Here is a 15,551-nt window from a genome sequence, read left to right on the forward strand (position 1 = left end):
TCACCCGGCCTTGGCCAGCAGTCGGCGACGGGCGGCCACGACGTCGCGGGCCACGGCCCCGGTGTCCACGGTGAGGACCCGGCCGTCCGCCACGACGCGCCTGCCGTGCACCCACACCCCGGCCATCGGAGGCCGGGACCCCAGGACCAGGGCGGCCACCGGGTCGTCGATGCCGGCGTGGGCGGGGGTGTCCAGGCGCCACAGGGCGACGTCGGCCAGGTAGCCCGGTGCGAGCCGGCCGATCTCGTCCTGCCGGCCCAGCGTCCGCGCCCCCTCCACGGTGGCCATCCGCAGTGCGGTGCGCACGTCCATGGCGCGGGGGCCACGGGTGGCCCGGGCCACCAGCAGCGCCTGGTGCATCTCCTCCCACAGCACGCCGGACTCGTTGCTCGCGGCGCCGTCGACCCCCAACCCCACGGTCACGCCCGCGGCGAGCATGTCGGGTACGCGGGCGATGCCGGCGCCGAGCCGGCCGTTGGACACCGGGCAGTGCGCGGCCGCCATGCCGCCGGAGGCCATCGCGGCGATCGCAGGATCGTCCAGGTGCACGGTATGGGCGAACCACACGTCGGGGCCGGTCCAGCCGACGGATTCCATGTACTGCATGGGGGTGCGGCCGAACCGTTCGCGGCAGAACGCCTCCTCGTCGTCGGTCTCGGCCAGGTGGGTGTGCAGTCGCACGCCCCGCTCGCGGGCCAGGTCCGCGCTGGCGCGCAGCAGGTCGCCGGTCACCGAGAACGGCGAGCAGGGCGCCACGGCGATACGGCACATCGAGTCCGGTGCGGGATCGTGGTGCCGGTCGATCACCTCGGCCGTGCCGGCCAGGATCGCGTCGATGCCCTCCACCACCGAGTCCGGCGGCAGCCCACCGGAGCTGCGGCCCAGGTCCATGGAACCGCGGCACGGGTGGAAGCGAAGCCCCACCGTGGCGGCGGCGGAGATCTCGGCGGCGAACACGTCGCCGGCGTCGGCGGGCACCACGTAGTGGTGGTCGGTGGTGGTGGTGCAGCCGCCCAGCGCGAGGTGCGCCAGGCCCCCGAGTGCGGCGGTGCGGACGTCGTCGGCGTCGATGCCGGCCCACACCGGATAGGAGGCGGTGAGCCACTCGAAGAGCGTGGCGTCGGCCGCGAGTCCGCGGGTGAGCCACTGGTACAGGTGGTGATGGGTGTTGACCAGCCCGGGAGTGGCCAGGCAGCCGGTCCCGTCGATCCGGTCCACGCCGTCGGGAACCAGTGCGGGATCGCACGGCCCCGCCCCCACCGCGGTGATGCGGCCCCCGATGAGCAGAAGGTGGCCGCCGGCGTACTCGGCGGCATGGTCGTCCACGGTCGCGATCGCGCAGTTCTCGATGAGGACGGCCCCGCCGCCCTGCGCCGTCACGGGCGCGTCCCCACAGGAGCCGGGCGTGTGAACGCCGGGGTGAACCCGCGCGCCCGCGCCGAGCGGACCATACGGTCGGTGAGCTGGGCGTCCGCCTCGTCCGCGAGCGGGTGCAGGCTCCGCGCCCCTTCGGCGACCAGCCGCCCGCCCACGTACACGTGCGTGAGGTTCCGGAGGGAGCAGGCCAACACGTACGTCGCCACCGGGTCCCAGATCGGACCCGTGGCCGGGGAGGTCGGGTCCACGACGAGGAGGTCGGCGTGTTTGCCCACCTCGATGCTGCCGATCCGACCGGACAGGCCCAGCGCCTCGGCGCCCCCCAGGGTGTGCATCCGCAGCACCTCGTGGGCGGCCAGGATCGAGGCGTCGGAGTGCACGGCCCGCTGCGTGTACAGGCCGATGCGCATGTTCTGGAAGGGATCGGAGACATCGGTGCAGGACTGGTCGTCGAGTCCCATCCCCACACGGATGCCCGCCTCCCGGTACCCCGTGACGTCGGCGATGCCCGAACCCAGCCGTCCGTTGGAGGTGGCCTGCCAGATCACGGCCGAGTCCGTCTCCGCCACGCGGCGCACCATCTGCTCGGTGGGGTGGACGAAGTGTCCGAAGGCGAAATCGGGTCCCAGCACCCCGGCGCGGTCGTACCAGGCGAACTTGGCCCGCTGCACCTCGAGGTGTTCGGCGGTCTCCACGAAGTGGGCCTGGTTGCCCACCCCGTGGCGGGCCATGGCCTCGCGCTCACGGTCGGCGGTGACCGGCGACGACGACCACTGCACCGACCCGAACACCGAGCCGCCGAGGTCCAGGTCCCGGGGGACCGTGCGCAGGCGGTGGTCGGTGACGTGGGCGAACGCCTCGAAGCACTCCGCTTCGGGCAGTTGCTCGTCGTCCAACCGGGTCGAGGTGACGCACCGGAGCCCGGAGTCGGCCTGCGCGTCGATCTGTCGCGTGAGGAAGTCGACGTCGTGGACCCGCTCGGCCACCAGGGTCGAGGTGGCGTGGTCGAACACCGCCACCACCCGACTCTGGGTGAAGTTGTAGGCGCTGGTCACGCCGTTGCGCAGGAAGTCCAGACAGCCGGCGAGGGTGAACCAGTACAGGTCCTCCGACTCCGCCCCGACCATCATCTCGCCCATCCGCGAGACCCAGCCGTAGAGCGTGTCATCGGGGGCGATGCCGCGCATGCCGGCGGTGAACAGGTGACTGTGCGCGGAGACGAACCCCGGCGCCAGGATCGACCCGCCCAGGTCGTGGACGGTCCCGGGCAGGCCCGGCGGCGGGTCGCCGGGGCCCAGTCCGGCGATCAGCCCGCCCTCGTCGACGTGGACCCAGCCGTGGAACCACCGGGGGTCGTCGGCCGTCACGGGGATGACGAGCGCATCGGTGAAGGTGATCATGGGGTTTCTCTCGTCGGGGGCGGCGGGGTGCTGGGGATCGGGGCGACGTCCTCAGCCCGGGAGGTCCTCGGCCAGCCACCCACCGTCACGCAGGTGGAACCGTCTCCGGTGCGAGGGCGCGTCGGCCTCGCCCCGCCAGAAGGTCACCACGTCGGGCCGCAGGCGGTACCCGGTCCAGGTGTCGGGCGGGTCCTGCGGGGTGGGTCCGAGCCGCGAGACGGTCTCGGCCCACACCCGGCGGCGCCCGGCCGGGGGCAGTGCGGCCGTGGCGGGGCTGTTGGTCCAGGCCAGGAGCTTGAGGTAGGGCGTCCGGTCGCGATAGGTGCGCAGCTGCTCGTCGGGGTCGGTGGGCGTCGCCGGGCCGGTCATCGTGAGCTGGCGGGTCCGGTCCGCGCTGACGACGACGAGCGTCGCGCGGGGATTGGCGGCGAGGTCCTCCACCTTCTGGGACCGCGAGTCCGTGTGGAAGGTCGGTCCGTCGGGGCTCACCCCGGAGATCAGGAGGTGCCGACACCGCGGCGTCCCCTCCGGATCGACGGTGGCCAGCACGCCCAGGGGAGGATCGAGGGGGTCGACGGCGAGCCAGGCCACCATCGCGGCCAGAGGGTCCTCGCCCGGTTCCGGCACGTCGTCACCCGCCCGGGTGTCGGGCAGCTCGGCGGCGGTCATCGCGGGGCCCCCGCTGCGGCGGGGACAGCGTCCGGGAGCCCGGCGTCCGGGAGCCCGCGCGCCGGGTCGAAGTCCGCGATCTCCCCGAGCGCACCGACGACGGTGGCCACGTGATCGGCCACCAGTCGGGCACCGGTGTCGGGGTCGGCGTCGGTGGGGTCGCCGATCACCCCGGTGTCGGACAGGTCGTCGGCCAGCCAGCCGAACTTCACGGGGCCGGTGAAGCCGATGTGCCGGCATCCGGCCACCGCGGTCGGGACCCGGGCCTCGGCGACGGACATGTCGACGAGGTCCGGACGCAGGTGGAGCATCATCGACGTCTCGGCCCACCCGGCGTGGATCCCCATCCCGAGCTCACCGGGCCCCGGCACGGCCCTACCGGCGTAGAGGAACGTCCGGAGGCCGCTGCGCCGGCGCAGTTCCCGCAGCGCCACCTCCAGCAGCGCGGAGTTGCCCCCGTGGCAGTTGACGAAGAGCACGCGGCGGAATCCGCTGGCGGCCAACGCCGAACCGAGTTCACGCACCTGGGACAACAGGGTGTCGGCGGTGATCCACATCGCCCCGGGGAACGAGGAGTGCTCATCGCTCTTGGTGTATCCCAGCGCGGGCATGAGCCAGGCGTCGACCCCGGATGCCTCCTCCACCGCCCGGGAGGCCACCGCCTCGGCCACGATGAGGTCGGTGGCCAGGGGGAGGTGGGGGCCGTGGGGTTCGATCGCGCCGGCGGGGATGACCGCCACGGGATCGCCCCGGCCCACGTCCGCGGCCTCGACCGTGCTGAGGTCCGCGTAGCGCCGCGCGGGCCCGATCACGCCCCCCACCGCCCGGGATTGAGCAGGCCGTAGGGGTCCGTGCGCGCCGCGAGTGCCCGCACCTGTTCGGTGCCGTGATCCACGCGGTACTGGTGCGGGGAGTGCACCGTCACGCCCAGTTCCTCCAGGACGGGCACGCCCGCGTAGGCGGCGTCCGGGTCGGTGTAGTGCCCGTTGAGCATGCCGAACATCCGGCCGTGGCCGGCCTCGAGGTGCAGGGTCCCGCCCGGGTAGACGGCCTCGACCTCGTCCAGCCGCTCCACCAGGGCGTCGCCCTGGCATTCCATGTGGAACCACGTGTCCGGCTCCGCCTTCTGCAGCCAGTGGGTGGGGTGGTTGTAGGACAGGGTCGAGACCTTGATGCTCTCGTTGACTCCTGAGCGGACCGCCTCCACCACTCCCCCCGCCTCGGTGACCAGCGCGCTCACCCGGTCGACGACCGAGGCGTCGACGATCGCCCGCAGGCTGGCCCGGCCGGGGGGGATGGCCTCGTCGGGCGGCAGACACCCGGCGACGTGGGCGCCGTCCGCCGAGCACAGCCGTGGGGCGGGGTCGAGTCGGTGGATCCGCGGGACCACGGAGAAGGCGTCGTGGTGATCGTCGAAGCTGGCGTAGACGCACCGCCAGTCCTGCAGGGGTTCGATCCGCACGGTGGCGCGCACGATGATCCCCGCGACCCCGTAGGTGTGCACGAACGGCTGGGCGTCGTCGCCCTCCAGGTGCACGATCTCGGCGTCCGGGTGGGCGTAGACCACGTCGAGCGCCTCGACGAACCCCTCGTGGTTGCGGCCGTGGACGATCGTGCCGGTTCCGGCGGACCCCCCGGCGAGGAATCCCCCCAGGGTGGACTGCACGGTCGAGGGATACATCCACAGCTGCGAGCCGTCCCGCGCGAGGCGTTTCTCCAGGCTCATCATGCGCACGCCGGCCTCCGCGGTGACCGTCCCGGCCTCCGGGTCCACGTGGTCGATGCCCCGCAGCGCGGTCAGGTCCAGCACGAGCCCCCGTGCAGCGGGACCACCTGACCGTAGTTGCCGGTGCCCTTGCCACGTGAGGTGATGGGGACGCCGCGCCGGACGGCGGCCCGGACGACGGCGGGGACCTGATCGACGCTCGTGGGCCGCACGACCACCTCGGGCCGTCCGATGGGCCACTGCGCACGCAGGATGGGGCTCAGGTACGAACCGTCCTGCGAGGCCTTGTCGAGGCTGCGGTCGTCGGTGAGGACGAGGTCCGGGCCGAGCAGCGCGGTCAGGTCCTCCACGAGTCCGCCCACGTCCGGGGCCGTGGCGACCGGGGGCGTCACCGTCTGGGTCTCGCTCACTGGGGTGCCTTCCTGTGTCGGGTGGTCACTCGGGTGGGGGTCAGTTCATCCCGATGGTCGGGTCGATGAACCGGTTGGTCGCGATGGTCTCCGGGGTGACGTCCTCGGCGATCGAGACGTCGGCGGCCTCGTAGATGCCCGAGACGAGCTCGACGATGTCGGCCAGTCGGTCCTCGTCGAAGTTGCCGATCGTCGAGTCGGGACCGTTGCCGACGATCTCGCGCTCGAGCATGGCCTCGACGGCGAAGTCGGCCAGTTCGTCGCTGTAGACCCACCCGGTGTTGAACTGCTCGACGGCGTCGACGATCACCTCGTTGGTGCGGCTGGGGTCGGCGAAGTACTCGACCTCGGCCTGCTGCAGGACCGGCACCAGCATCTCCAGGCAGGCGGCGTTGTCCTCGAGCTCGGCCGAGCGCACCGCCATCATGGACTTGTAGATCGGGTATCCGGTGTCGTGGAGCAGCTCGTAGGCCACGGGCTTACCCCACTCGGGGACCTCGTTCTCGTAGATGAACGGCTCGGCGCTGGCGTAGCCCTGCTGCGCGACCGTCCCGCCCGCCGCCACGAAGTTGGACGGCGAGCCGTCGTAGCTGCCGTCGACCTGCGCGGGATCCAGGATCCCCTCTCCGGTGAGGTAGTCCATGTACGCGTTGCCCTCGAAGTACAGGACCCGGGTGCCCTCGTCCTTGAGGTCGGCGATCCGCGCCACGTCCGGGTAGGTCTCCGGGTCCCACATGATCATCTGCGGGTTGATGTCGAGCGGGGCGAACACCCCGACGGTCGGGTTGTTGAGGGAGTTCTGCACGGCCTGGTCCGAGTCCACGTACCCGAGCATGATGTCGGGGTCCTGGTACATCTGCGCGGTCACCTGTTGGAACCCGATCGCCGGACCGCCGGTGCGGATCTCCACGTCCACACCGGTGTACTCCCCGGAGGCGAACAGCGGACCCGAGACCGCCTTGGCCGCGGCGTCGATCGTGGGATCCGGTCCCAGGAGTTCGTAGAGGTGACCGTGTTCGGCCTCCGGGTTCCAGTCCGTCTGGACCACCACGGTGGCGGGGCAGCTCGCGCTGAGGTCCACCGCCCCGATCTCGCCGGTGTAGCCGGACGCGGCCTCGGTCTCGGTGTCGCCACCACCGCAGGCGGTGAGTGTGGCGGCTCCGAGGGTGCACACGGCGGCGACGGAGAGCACGGTCCTGGTGGTGTGGGTGCGGCGCATGGGGGTCTCCTCCCGGGGACCGGATCCGGCCTCCCGTATTGACGTGATCAATATCTATAGTGAAACGGCGCTTCGTTTCGGTTGTGTTGCCGGTCGGGCAGATGTGGGTTAATGCGCAGACGTGGGTTGATGCACAGACGTGGGGGGACGCACGGCGACCGTCACCGCTGGTCCTCGGCGTTGTACCACCGGCCCACCACCTTGCGGGAGAGCAGCCCGAAGGCCAGGAACACGGCCACACCGAGCAGAGACGCCAGCAGGATGGAGGCGAACAGCTCCGGGGACTGCAACCGGGCCCGGTAGGTGTCGATGAGGATGCCGATACCGGGGTCGCCCTGCTTGAAGAAGAAGTCCCCGACGATCGCGCCCACCACGGAGAGCCCGGCGGCCACCCGCAGTCCCTCGAACAGGGCGGGCAGCGCGGCCGGCGCCTCGAGTTTGCGCAGCACGGTCAACCGGCCGGCGTGGTGGAGGCGGAAGAGGCGCCGCAGCCCCGGGTCGACGGACTTGAGTCCGAACAACGTGTTGGAGACGATCGGGAACAGGGCGATGAGCACGCAGACGAACACCCGCGCGGTGAAGCCGAAGCCGAACCAGAAACCGATGAGCGGCACCAACGCGAGGATCGGGATGCACTGCAGCACCACCGCGTAGGGGAACAGGGAGCGCTCCGCCCACGTCTCCTGGCTCATCAGGATGGCCCACACCACGCCGATCACGAACGCGATCGCCAGGCCGGTCAACGCCACCACCGTGGTCCGTTCGAGCGCGTCGAGCATCGCCGGGAGGTTGTCGCCCATGAACCCCTCGGTGATGACGACGTGCGGAGCGGGCATCAGGAAACGCCGCGAGGGTTCGAGCACCACGTAGCTGATGAAGTACCAGACCCCCAGGACCATGGCCAGCACGACGAGCGGACCGCCGATGCTCACCAGCGGGCCGTCCGCGGACAGTCGCGGGCGCGAGCGCCTCGCCGTCGTCGTGGTCGTCGCCGCCGCCGTCGCCGATGTCGTCGCCGACTGCGACCCCGGACCCCCGGACCCGGAGCCGTCGTGGGGACCCGGCTCCTCGCCTGGTGCGATCGACCCGGGCGTGGCGCGACCCGCCCGGAGAGCCTGCGTGGCAGTGGTCGTGTTGTCCATCAGTGTGCCTCCTCGAGTGCCTGGGAAACCTCGCCGACGAGGTTGATGTAGTCAGCCGAGTAGCGGACCTCGGGGTCGCGGGGGACGTCGAAGGGAACCTCGACGGAGTGGATGATGCGACCGGGTCGGCCGGACATCACCACGACGCGGGTGGACAGGTACACCGCCTCCGACACCGAGTGGGTGATGAAGAGGCCCGCGAAGCGCTTGGCGGCGAACAACCCCAGGAGTTCGTCGCCGAGTCGTTGCCGCGTGATCTCGTCGAGCGCGCCGAACGGCTCGTCGAACAGGAACAGTTCCGGCTCGAGCGTGAGCGACCGCGCCAGCGACACCCGCATCTTCATGCCGCCGGACAGCTCGCGCGGCAGGGACCGCTCGAAACCGGACAGCCCCACGAGGTCGATCGCCTCCTGCGCCCGCCGACGCCGCTCGGTCTTGCCGATCCCGTCGAGCTCGGCCAGCATCTCGACGTTCTGCGCGACGGTGCGCCACGGCAACAGCGTGGCGTCCTGGAAGACGTACCCCACCCGGTCGGTGCCGGTCTGCATGTAGCCGTCGGTGTGTTCCGCGAGCCCCGAGGCCAGGCCGAGGAGCGTGGATTTGCCGCAGCCCGAGGGCCCCACCACGCTGACGAACTCGCCCGCCCCCACGCGCAGATCCACGCCCTCGAGCGCGCGCGTGCCGTTGGGGTAGGTGACGCCGACGTCGGAGAAGCCGAGGATCTCGGCACCCGGTCGCAGGGCGGGGCGGGCTGGGGTCGTCATGGCAGCTCCTGGAGGTCGGGAGAGTGGTTCGGGGGGTGGAAGGGGTCGACGACGACGGACGCCCTCGCGGACACGACGCGGCCCGCGCGCAGCACGATCCGGTCCACGGGGGCGTCGGCGATCACGTCGTCGAGCCCGCTCGCGCGCACGAGCAGCAGGTCCGCGCGACGGCCGGGAACGGGGCCGGCGGGCGGCAGGCCCATGACGTCGCGCGCGCCGTCGGTGACCAGGTGCCATGCGGTGTCCATGTCCAGATGGGCGGCGACGACGAGCAGCATCGCGGTCTCCACCGCGTCGGACCGACCGACCGGGTTGAACGGGTCGCGCACGTTGTCCGCGCCCGCACCCACGGTGACGCCGCCGTCCAGCAGCCCCCGCACCGGAGGTAGCCCGCGGGGCGTGGACGTGCACTCCGCCCGCCCCTGCAGGTAGAGGTTCGTGATGGGCAGGGTCACCACCCCCACCCCCGCCCCGCGGAGCGCCGCGGCGGCCGAGGCCTGGCCGGAGGCGTCCATCGCGCCGATCCGGCAGCAGTGGCCGGCCGTCCGGATGCGCCCCGGTTCCCACGAGGCCACCCGGTCGGTGAAGGGGGTGAGCATCGCGTGGTCGCCGTCGAGGAACTCGTCGACGTGCAGGTCCACGCCGACCCCCAGCTTCTCGGCCAGATCGATCAGTCTGTGCGTCTCGGCGACACTGTCCGGGGCGATGTGGGGGGCGCCGCCGATGAGGTCGGCCCCGGCCTCCATGGCCGCGCGGACGCAGTCGGCGGGATCGTCGTCGCCCGCCATCGCGACGATCTGCAGGTCCAACTCGTCCGCGAGTTCGTCACGCACCCGGACCAGGGCCCGGATCCCGCGAAGGGGATCACCGTCGTCGTGGAGGTCGACGTGGGTGCGTACCGCCGTGGTGCCGCTGGCGACCAGGCGACGGGCCGCCTCCAGCGCCCGATCATGGATCTCGTCCTCGTCGACCGTGGCGGAGAAGGCCCTCCACGCGTCGATCGCCGCGCCGAGGTCGCACCCCGGCGGCCTGGTCGCACCCCAGCTCAGGGCCTTGTCCAGGTGCGCGTGGGGTTCCGCCGGCGCCGTCAGGGCGAGGTAACCATGACCGTCGATCACTGCCGGGCGGTGAGCCTCGGGGCCGGCCCCGCCCGCCCCCTCGTCATCGTCGGCCCCGTCCACCTCCGTGACGGCGACGACCACACCACCCTCGATGTCCAGATCGACGACCCGGCCGTCGGGCAATCCGACCCCGGTGATGCGGTCAACCCGCCTCGGGCCTGCGGTGCGAGCCCTCCCGTCGTGCGGCCTCGCCGGGGAGGCGTCGCGGCCCGCTGCTACGTCACCACGCTGGCGTGTGAGTGTGTCCACTGACTGGGTTCTCCTGCTCTGCCGGACCGTCCCCGACCGGGTCGGTATGGTGTCCTTGCGCTTTCGCTCAGGACGCGGGATATTGACCTCGTCAATACAGATCAGTGTCACGGGCGGGTGTTTCGACCGGATTACCCCGCCGGATCTGGCCTGTAACCGCTCACAGAGCGCTCGCGGAGAACGGGAGGCACCGGTGTCGGGACTTCGGGAAGACGGTCTGACGCGCCTGGGTTCCCGCATCCGGCATCACCGTCAGCAGCTCGGCCTGACCCTCGTGGAGGTGGCGGGCCACGCCGGCATCTCCCAACCCTTCCTCAGCCAGATCGAGCGAGGCAAGGCCGCCCCGAGCATGTCGACCCTCGAGGGCCTCGCGCACGCCCTGGGCACCACCCAGGCGCACCTGCTGGAAGCGGTCGACTCCGGCGACCAGGCGGCAGGCCGCCCGACGACGACCGACCGGGCAGCGTCCGGCGGCGGCGCCCCGACGACCCCCGACGGCGCGACGAGTCCCGACGGCGCGACGAGTCCCGACGGCGCGACGGCCGCGTCGGCCGCCCAGGTCGACATTCGCCGCGCGTCGGAGGGCGCCATTCTCACCCGCGCGGAGGGCACGGTAGGGGGCCACACCCGACTGCTGCCGGGCGGGCCGAACGACACGCAGTTCCTCGAGTTCGTGGAGACCAATCACGTCCCGGGTCGGTTCTTCGAGCACCCCGGCCGCGAGTGGATCTACGTCACCCGTGGCACCGTCCTGCTCGAGGTGGGCGGGTCGCTGAGCAGATTGGAGCCGGGTGACGTGGCGCGGTATGACGGGACACTCCCCCACCGCTGGTACGTACCCGAGGGCGGCACGGCGTGCCTGATCGTGGTGCGGCCAGGCTGAGGTGTCGGACCCGGCACCCTTCTGACCTGCGGTGCCCTGCAGGGGCCTTGCAGGGCACCGCAGGTCACACGCGCCGGTCGCCGCCCCCGGACAGCATGTCGTACCTCGAACATACGATCGAATCATGACCTCACCCACACCTCGCCTGTCCGACGGCACCGCGCCATGTGACCGCCCCACGCCACATGACGACGCCGACCCTCCTGACACGCTGGTGCCACCTCCTGGATTCACCACTGCGACAGGGCCGGCATCGCCCGTCCTGGTGCCCGAGGCGTTCGCCCGGTGGGATCCCGGCCAGCAGCGTGGCTACCTCACCCAACGAACGATCTACGCGGCCGAAGGGCGGACCCTCGCCTACGCCTACGACTGTGTCCGTTCGGCCGCCGACGGCTTCGCCACCGAGGGCGACCCACACCGCGACCCGTGGGAGGCGGCTGCCACGATGATCGGCGCCTCTATGGCTCTCTCCCGTCACGGGGCATCACGCCTGGTGACCACCGCGGTCGAGCTGACCGAGCGGCTTCCCCGCACCGCGGCGCTTCTGGCGACGGGATGGATAGGGATCCTCGCCGCCCACACCATCGCCGAGGAGACGGCCCTGGTGGCCGATCACCTCATGCCCGACGTTGACCGCCGGATCAGCGAGGGGCTTGCTCCCACCAGGCGCCGGACACACCCGCCGCGGCTGGGGCCGCTGCGCAAGATGCTCCTCAGGACAGTCTCCGCCTGCGATCCGCTGGGTGCTGACGCCCGCGCCGAACAGTCACGACGCGGTCAGGACGTGGAGCTGGTGCCCCTCCGCGACGACCGGGCGATCATCACGGCCACGCTCACCGCCGAGGACGCACTGGAGATCGCGGACCGTGTCGAGGCGCTCGCCCGCACCGCACCGGCGGGCGATCCGCGAACGCTCGGCCAACTTCGCGCGGCCGGACTGCTCGCGCTCAGCCGTGGGTGGAGTTGCCTGCCCGACCCACGAGGGGAACACCCCGGCGACCCGGAGGCCCGGTCCGCGGCGCGTCGGGTGGTCCTCCACGCCTACGACGACGGCAGCCCGGGCAACCGCGGGATCTCCCTCGCCGGATACGGACCGGTCACCGGGCACACCGCGGACGAACTGCAGCGCGACGTCAGGCACCGCGTCACCGAACTCTCCGAACTCGCGGACCCCGATTCCGCCGCCGCCCGACGCCACGCCCCGTCCGAGGCCCTGGCCCATTTCTGCCGTGGACGCGACGGCACCTGTGTGTTCCCCGGTTGCCAGACACCGGCCGAGAAGTCCGACCTCGACCACATCATCCCCTTCGACCACGACCGTCCCGAACGCGGCGGGCACACGACCTGTGACGACCTCGGGAGCCTCTGCCGTTTCCACCACAGGCTCAAGACCGACGGAGTGTGGGCCTACTACCGGGACACCGACGGTTCCTATGTGTGGATCCACGGTCCCCACCATCCGGATCGAGACCCCGGAACCCGTGTCACGACGTATCCCACGGGCCCACTCTCGGACCACGCCGCTCCCCGACGACCCGAGGCGAGCCGGCGTCAGCGGGAGGCCGCCGAGGCGGGCGCGACCGGCAGCGGATGTGCGGAGTCCCGGAGACGTCCACACGTGCGGCACCGGCGTGACGCCGAACGACGCGGTCTCCGCGCGCAGGCGCGACTCCGGCGACACGCCCCACCGTCCGGTCCGGTGGCCCCCTCGGAGCCCTCGACCACGGGGCCTGAGGACGAGCCCCCGTTCTGATGAGCGGAGTGACACTCGCGCGGTCAGAACCGCGAGCTCGTCGGATACCACCCGTCGGACGCGTCGTGGGGTCCGACGGAGCGGACCTCGACGTGCTCGAAGGATGCGAAGTCTTCGGCGAGCCTGCCCCAGTTCTCCCGGGTGATCGCGGTGGTGATCGTCGAGGCGATCCGCCCGATACCGCCGTAGATGCCGGAGAGCTGGTTCCCGGTCACGCCCATGGACGCGCGGGCGCCGGTCGAGAAATGGTGCAGCCGGGAGAGCCACGGAGCTGTGCCCGGATCTCGCTCGGTGAACTCGAACCCGGGACCCAGATAGGGACTCGATCCGGCCGGGTGTCCCATTGCGGGCGGGTGACGGTCGGACCACAGCGCTATGTCGTCGACGAACTCGGCGAGCTCCGGCCGCAACCGCAGGTCCACCGTGTATCCGGTCGCGGCCAGCACCACATCGGCGTGGAACCGCCCCCTGTCGGTGTCGATCGCGATCTCCTGCTCACCGGCGTCGGTGGAGACCATCGACACGGCCTTCCACCCACAGCCGGTGTGCAGTGCGAAGCCGGAGTGCGCGAAGCACCGCCACACCGAATGCTGGGTGGGCGGCTGCGGGAGGCCACCGGACATCACGCCGAACTCCCACTTGGCCTCGTCGTCGAGGTCGTAGAAGCATTCCTGCATGCCCGGGAATTCCATCCACCGCAGCGGGTTGGACGCCGGGAGGGTCTCCCGGCGCACGAACACGTGCGCCCGGACGGCGCCGTGGTCGAGGGCGGTGGCCGCGTTGTCGAACCCGGATGCGCCACCGCCCAGTACCGCCACCCGCTGACCCCGCAGCGCGGCGAAGTCGATCGGGTCCTCCGTGTGGAACCAGCGCTCGCGGGGCAGCGAGGACGAGATGAGGTCCGGCACGCGCGGCCCGCCTCCGCCCGCGAGTCCGAGTGCGCAGACGATGCGCCTGGCGGTCACCGTGGTCTCGTTCCCCGCCGGGCCACTCAGTTCCACGGAGAAGGACCCGTCCGGGGTGGCGGGCCGGTGGATCGCCGTGACGCGGGTCTGGTGCCGCACCCGGACGCCGGTGACCTCCCGGTACCACCGCAGGTAGTCGTTCCAGTCGAGCCGGGGAACAAGCTCGACGGCCGCCCACGCGGCCTCGCCGTACACGGCCTCGAACCAACGCCGGACGTGCAGGGAGGGGACGTCGAACTCGATACCCCTCATGTGTTTGGGGCTGCGCAGGGTGTGCATACGGGCATAGCGGTCCCAGCACCCCACCTGCTGCTCCGGACCGTCGTCCACCACCAGGACGCGGTCGATCCGTTGGCGTTGCAGCGCGAACGCGGTGCCCAGTCCGGCCTGCCCCCCGCCGATCACCAGGACGTCGAGTTCGCTCGACCCCGGATCCCGGGGGATCCAGTCGCGGGAGTGGCTGGTGGTGGCGATGTCCTCGTGCACGCGGGCCCGGAGGGCCGCGAGGCGCTCCTCTGCGTCGGGAAGGCGCCGGGAGTCCGGTGCCGCGGTCACAGTGTCGGGGCTGGTGTCCGGGCCGGCGGTGACGGTATCGGATGCTGCGGCGTCGGAGGTCACGGCGGTCATGGCGGAGGAGCTCCTGGGTTCAGCGGGCCCGGGTCGATGCCGCGGGCCCACCCGGGTCCTGCGCCCGGGCGGACACCACGGCGATGCCTGACTGATGACTCGACCGCCGCGCCGTGGGACGCGGCGGTCGGATCGGCGGGGCCGACCGCACCATCGTGGTGTCGGACCCGAGTCTGGCAGCGCGGTTTTTCGGGTGTGTTACGGGCGCGTGAGCCCGGTGTGCCGTGCCAGGGCGACCCGCTCGGCCAGCTGGTCGAGGGCCTCGGGGCTCAACGTGCCGTGGACGCGCAGTCGGGCGATACCGCCGTCGGGGAACACGTCGAGCCGGACGAAGTGCACCGGACCCACCGGATGGCCCGGCCGGCCCACCAGAAAGCGGTGCCGGCAGTCGGGTTGCAGAGGCGTACGGGGAACGAGGTCCACCCACCGGTCGGGGTGGTCCAGGTCCTCTGCGCTGGCGATTCCACGAAGCGACGCCGACGCCGGCGCGTTACCGATGTAGTAGGAGGTGTCGATCTCCACGTGGTCGACCGATCCCTCGCCCGCGAGCGCCACCGTCACGTGGTCGTTTCCTCCCCCTCGTCGCCGGGAGTTCTCCCAGCCCTCGCCCATGACGCGGGAACGCCCGGGGGCGATGATGTTGGCCGGCGACGAGTAGAACAGGTCCGAGCAGTCGACCACCCGGCCGCCGTTCTCGGCGGCCGCGAGGTCGACGGTTCCCCGCAGGAACGTGGGGTCAGGGGTGGGGTCGCCGTGGACCCGCAGTCTCGCGACACCCCCGTCGGGGATCATCCGCAGCCGCACATGGGTCACCGGCGCGGCGTCGGGCACCGCGAAGTGATTGCGCGTGTCCCCCGCCGCTTCCGCCTCGGGTACCAGCGGCCGCCATCGGGCACCCGCGAGGTCGTCGACCCCCGGGTAACCGTCGATCCACGCGCCGTCCACGGCGACCTGCGGGGGGTAGTTGCCGCAGAAGAAGGCGGTGTCCACCACGACCCCGCGCACCACGCCCGGCACCCCGAGGCGGACTATCGCCGCGTCCTGCCCGGGCGAGCGCCGCCGGCGGGTCTCCCAGCCGTCGTAGACCTTGCCCTTGTGTCCGAACAGGGCCGGATCGAACACCGGCTCGGAGGCGAGGATCAGGTTCTCCTTCTCGGCGAAGAACTCATCGTCGGCGTGGACGACACTGCCGGCCAGCTCGCGGGAGGCGAGGTCGGGCAGGGCGAGGTAGTCGGGCTCAGGCATC

12 protein-coding genes and 1 pseudogene are annotated in these 15,551 nt (G+C 71.8%); 2 read left to right on the plus strand and 11 right to left on the minus strand.

Going from position 1 to position 15,551, the window contains the following annotated elements; genetic code table 11:
- From CT688_RS12750 to CT688_RS12790, 9 genes and pseudogenes are all read right to left on the minus strand, one after another.
- Complete coding sequence (locus CT688_RS12750; RefSeq protein ID WP_107757195.1) at positions 1–1,380, minus strand: 8-oxoguanine deaminase; 1,380 nt, start codon at positions 1,378–1,380, stop codon at positions 1–3.
- Positions 1,377–2,777 (minus strand): amidohydrolase family protein, encoded by a 1,401-nt coding sequence (locus CT688_RS12755; RefSeq protein WP_107757196.1) that lies wholly within the window; start codon positions 2,775–2,777, stop codon positions 1,377–1,379. The genes CT688_RS12750 and CT688_RS12755 overlap by 4 nt, the downstream gene beginning before the upstream one ends.
- Positions 2,778–2,828: 51 nt before the next feature.
- Positions 2,829–3,446 carry a pyridoxamine 5'-phosphate oxidase family protein gene (locus CT688_RS12760; protein ID WP_107757197.1) on the minus strand — a complete coding sequence of 206 codons (618 nt, stop codon included), beginning with the start codon at positions 3,444–3,446 and terminating at the stop codon, positions 2,829–2,831.
- Positions 3,443–4,267, minus strand: a complete 825-nt coding sequence (locus CT688_RS12765) for a creatininase family protein (RefSeq protein ID WP_107757198.1) — start codon at positions 4,265–4,267, stop codon at positions 3,443–3,445. The genes CT688_RS12760 and CT688_RS12765 overlap by 4 nt, the downstream gene beginning before the upstream one ends.
- A pseudogene (locus CT688_RS12770) lies at positions 4,255–5,582 on the minus strand (FAD-binding oxidoreductase). Before CT688_RS12770 ends, CT688_RS12765 begins: the two are co-directional and overlap by 13 nt.
- Positions 5,583–5,622: 40 nt before the next feature.
- Positions 5,623–6,801, minus strand: a complete 1,179-nt coding sequence (locus tag CT688_RS12775; RefSeq protein WP_107757199.1) for a nitrate ABC transporter substrate-binding protein — start codon at positions 6,799–6,801, stop codon at positions 5,623–5,625.
- Between the two features lie 161 nt (positions 6,802–6,962).
- On the minus strand, positions 6,963–7,943 hold the full coding sequence (locus tag CT688_RS12780; RefSeq protein ID WP_231750331.1) for an ABC transporter permease: 981 nt from the start codon (positions 7,941–7,943) through the stop codon (positions 6,963–6,965).
- Positions 7,943–8,707, minus strand: a complete 765-nt coding sequence (locus tag CT688_RS12785) for an ABC transporter ATP-binding protein (RefSeq protein WP_107757200.1) — start codon at positions 8,705–8,707, stop codon at positions 7,943–7,945. The genes CT688_RS12780 and CT688_RS12785 overlap by 1 nt, the downstream gene beginning before the upstream one ends.
- The gene (locus CT688_RS12790; RefSeq protein ID WP_107757201.1) at positions 8,704–10,077 is read right to left on the minus strand and encodes a cytosine deaminase; all 1,374 of its coding nucleotides are present in this window, start codon (positions 10,075–10,077) and stop codon (positions 8,704–8,706) included. Before CT688_RS12790 ends, CT688_RS12785 begins: the two co-directional genes overlap by 4 nt.
- A 193-nt stretch (positions 10,078–10,270) precedes the next feature.
- Here CT688_RS12790 and CT688_RS17365 point away from each other — a divergent pair, with 193 nt between their 5' ends.
- On the plus strand, positions 10,271–10,960 hold the full coding sequence (locus tag CT688_RS17365) for a helix-turn-helix domain-containing protein (RefSeq protein ID WP_197431420.1): 690 nt from the start codon (positions 10,271–10,273) through the stop codon (positions 10,958–10,960).
- Between the two features lie 124 nt (positions 10,961–11,084).
- Positions 11,085–12,713, plus strand: a complete 1,629-nt coding sequence (locus CT688_RS12810) for an HNH endonuclease signature motif containing protein (protein WP_231750332.1) — start codon at positions 11,085–11,087, stop codon at positions 12,711–12,713.
- Between the two features lie 23 nt (positions 12,714–12,736).
- Here CT688_RS12810 and CT688_RS12815 read toward each other — a convergent pair whose 3' ends face one another.
- Together CT688_RS12815 and alc are read right to left on the minus strand one after the other, a co-directional pair.
- Entirely contained in the window at positions 12,737–14,305 is a 1,569-nt protein-coding gene (locus CT688_RS12815; protein WP_107757203.1) for an NAD(P)-binding domain-containing protein, read from the minus strand.
- A gap of 198 nt (positions 14,306–14,503) precedes the next feature.
- Positions 14,504–15,550: an allantoicase gene (alc, locus tag CT688_RS12820; RefSeq protein ID WP_107757204.1), complete on the minus strand. Its 1,047-nt coding sequence runs from the start codon at positions 15,548–15,550 to the stop codon at positions 14,504–14,506.
- Between the last annotated feature and the right edge of the window lies 1 nt (position 15,551).

Origin of the sequence: Dietzia sp. JS16-p6b, from assembly GCF_003052165.1 — a bacterium.
Classification (GTDB): Bacteria; Actinomycetota; Actinomycetes; order Mycobacteriales; family Mycobacteriaceae; genus Dietzia.

Bases quoted from the DNA above. Each gene is read 5' to 3' on its own strand.
- CT688_RS12775 (WP_107757199.1), bottom strand. From the start codon at position 6,801: ATGCGCCGCACCCACACCACCAGGACCGTGCTCTCCGTCGCCGCCGTG.
- CT688_RS12760 (WP_107757197.1), bottom strand. From the start codon at position 3,446: ATGACCGCCGCCGAGCTGCCCGACACCCGGGCGGGTGACGACGTGCCG.
- CT688_RS12815 (WP_107757203.1), bottom strand. From the start codon at position 14,305: ATGACCGCCGTGACCTCCGACGCCGCAGCATCCGATACCGTCACCGCC.
- CT688_RS12810 (WP_231750332.1), top strand. From the start codon at position 11,085: ATGACCTCACCCACACCTCGCCTGTCCGACGGCACCGCGCCATGTGAC.
- CT688_RS12785 (WP_107757200.1), bottom strand. From the start codon at position 8,707: ATGACGACCCCAGCCCGCCCCGCCCTGCGACCGGGTGCCGAGATCCTC.
- alc (WP_107757204.1), bottom strand. From the start codon at position 15,550: ATGCCTGAGCCCGACTACCTCGCCCTGCCCGACCTCGCCTCCCGCGAG.
- CT688_RS12755 (WP_107757196.1), bottom strand. From the start codon at position 2,777: ATGATCACCTTCACCGATGCGCTCGTCATCCCCGTGACGGCCGACGAC.
- CT688_RS12780 (WP_231750331.1), bottom strand. From the start codon at position 7,943: ATGGACAACACGACCACTGCCACGCAGGCTCTCCGGGCGGGTCGCGCC.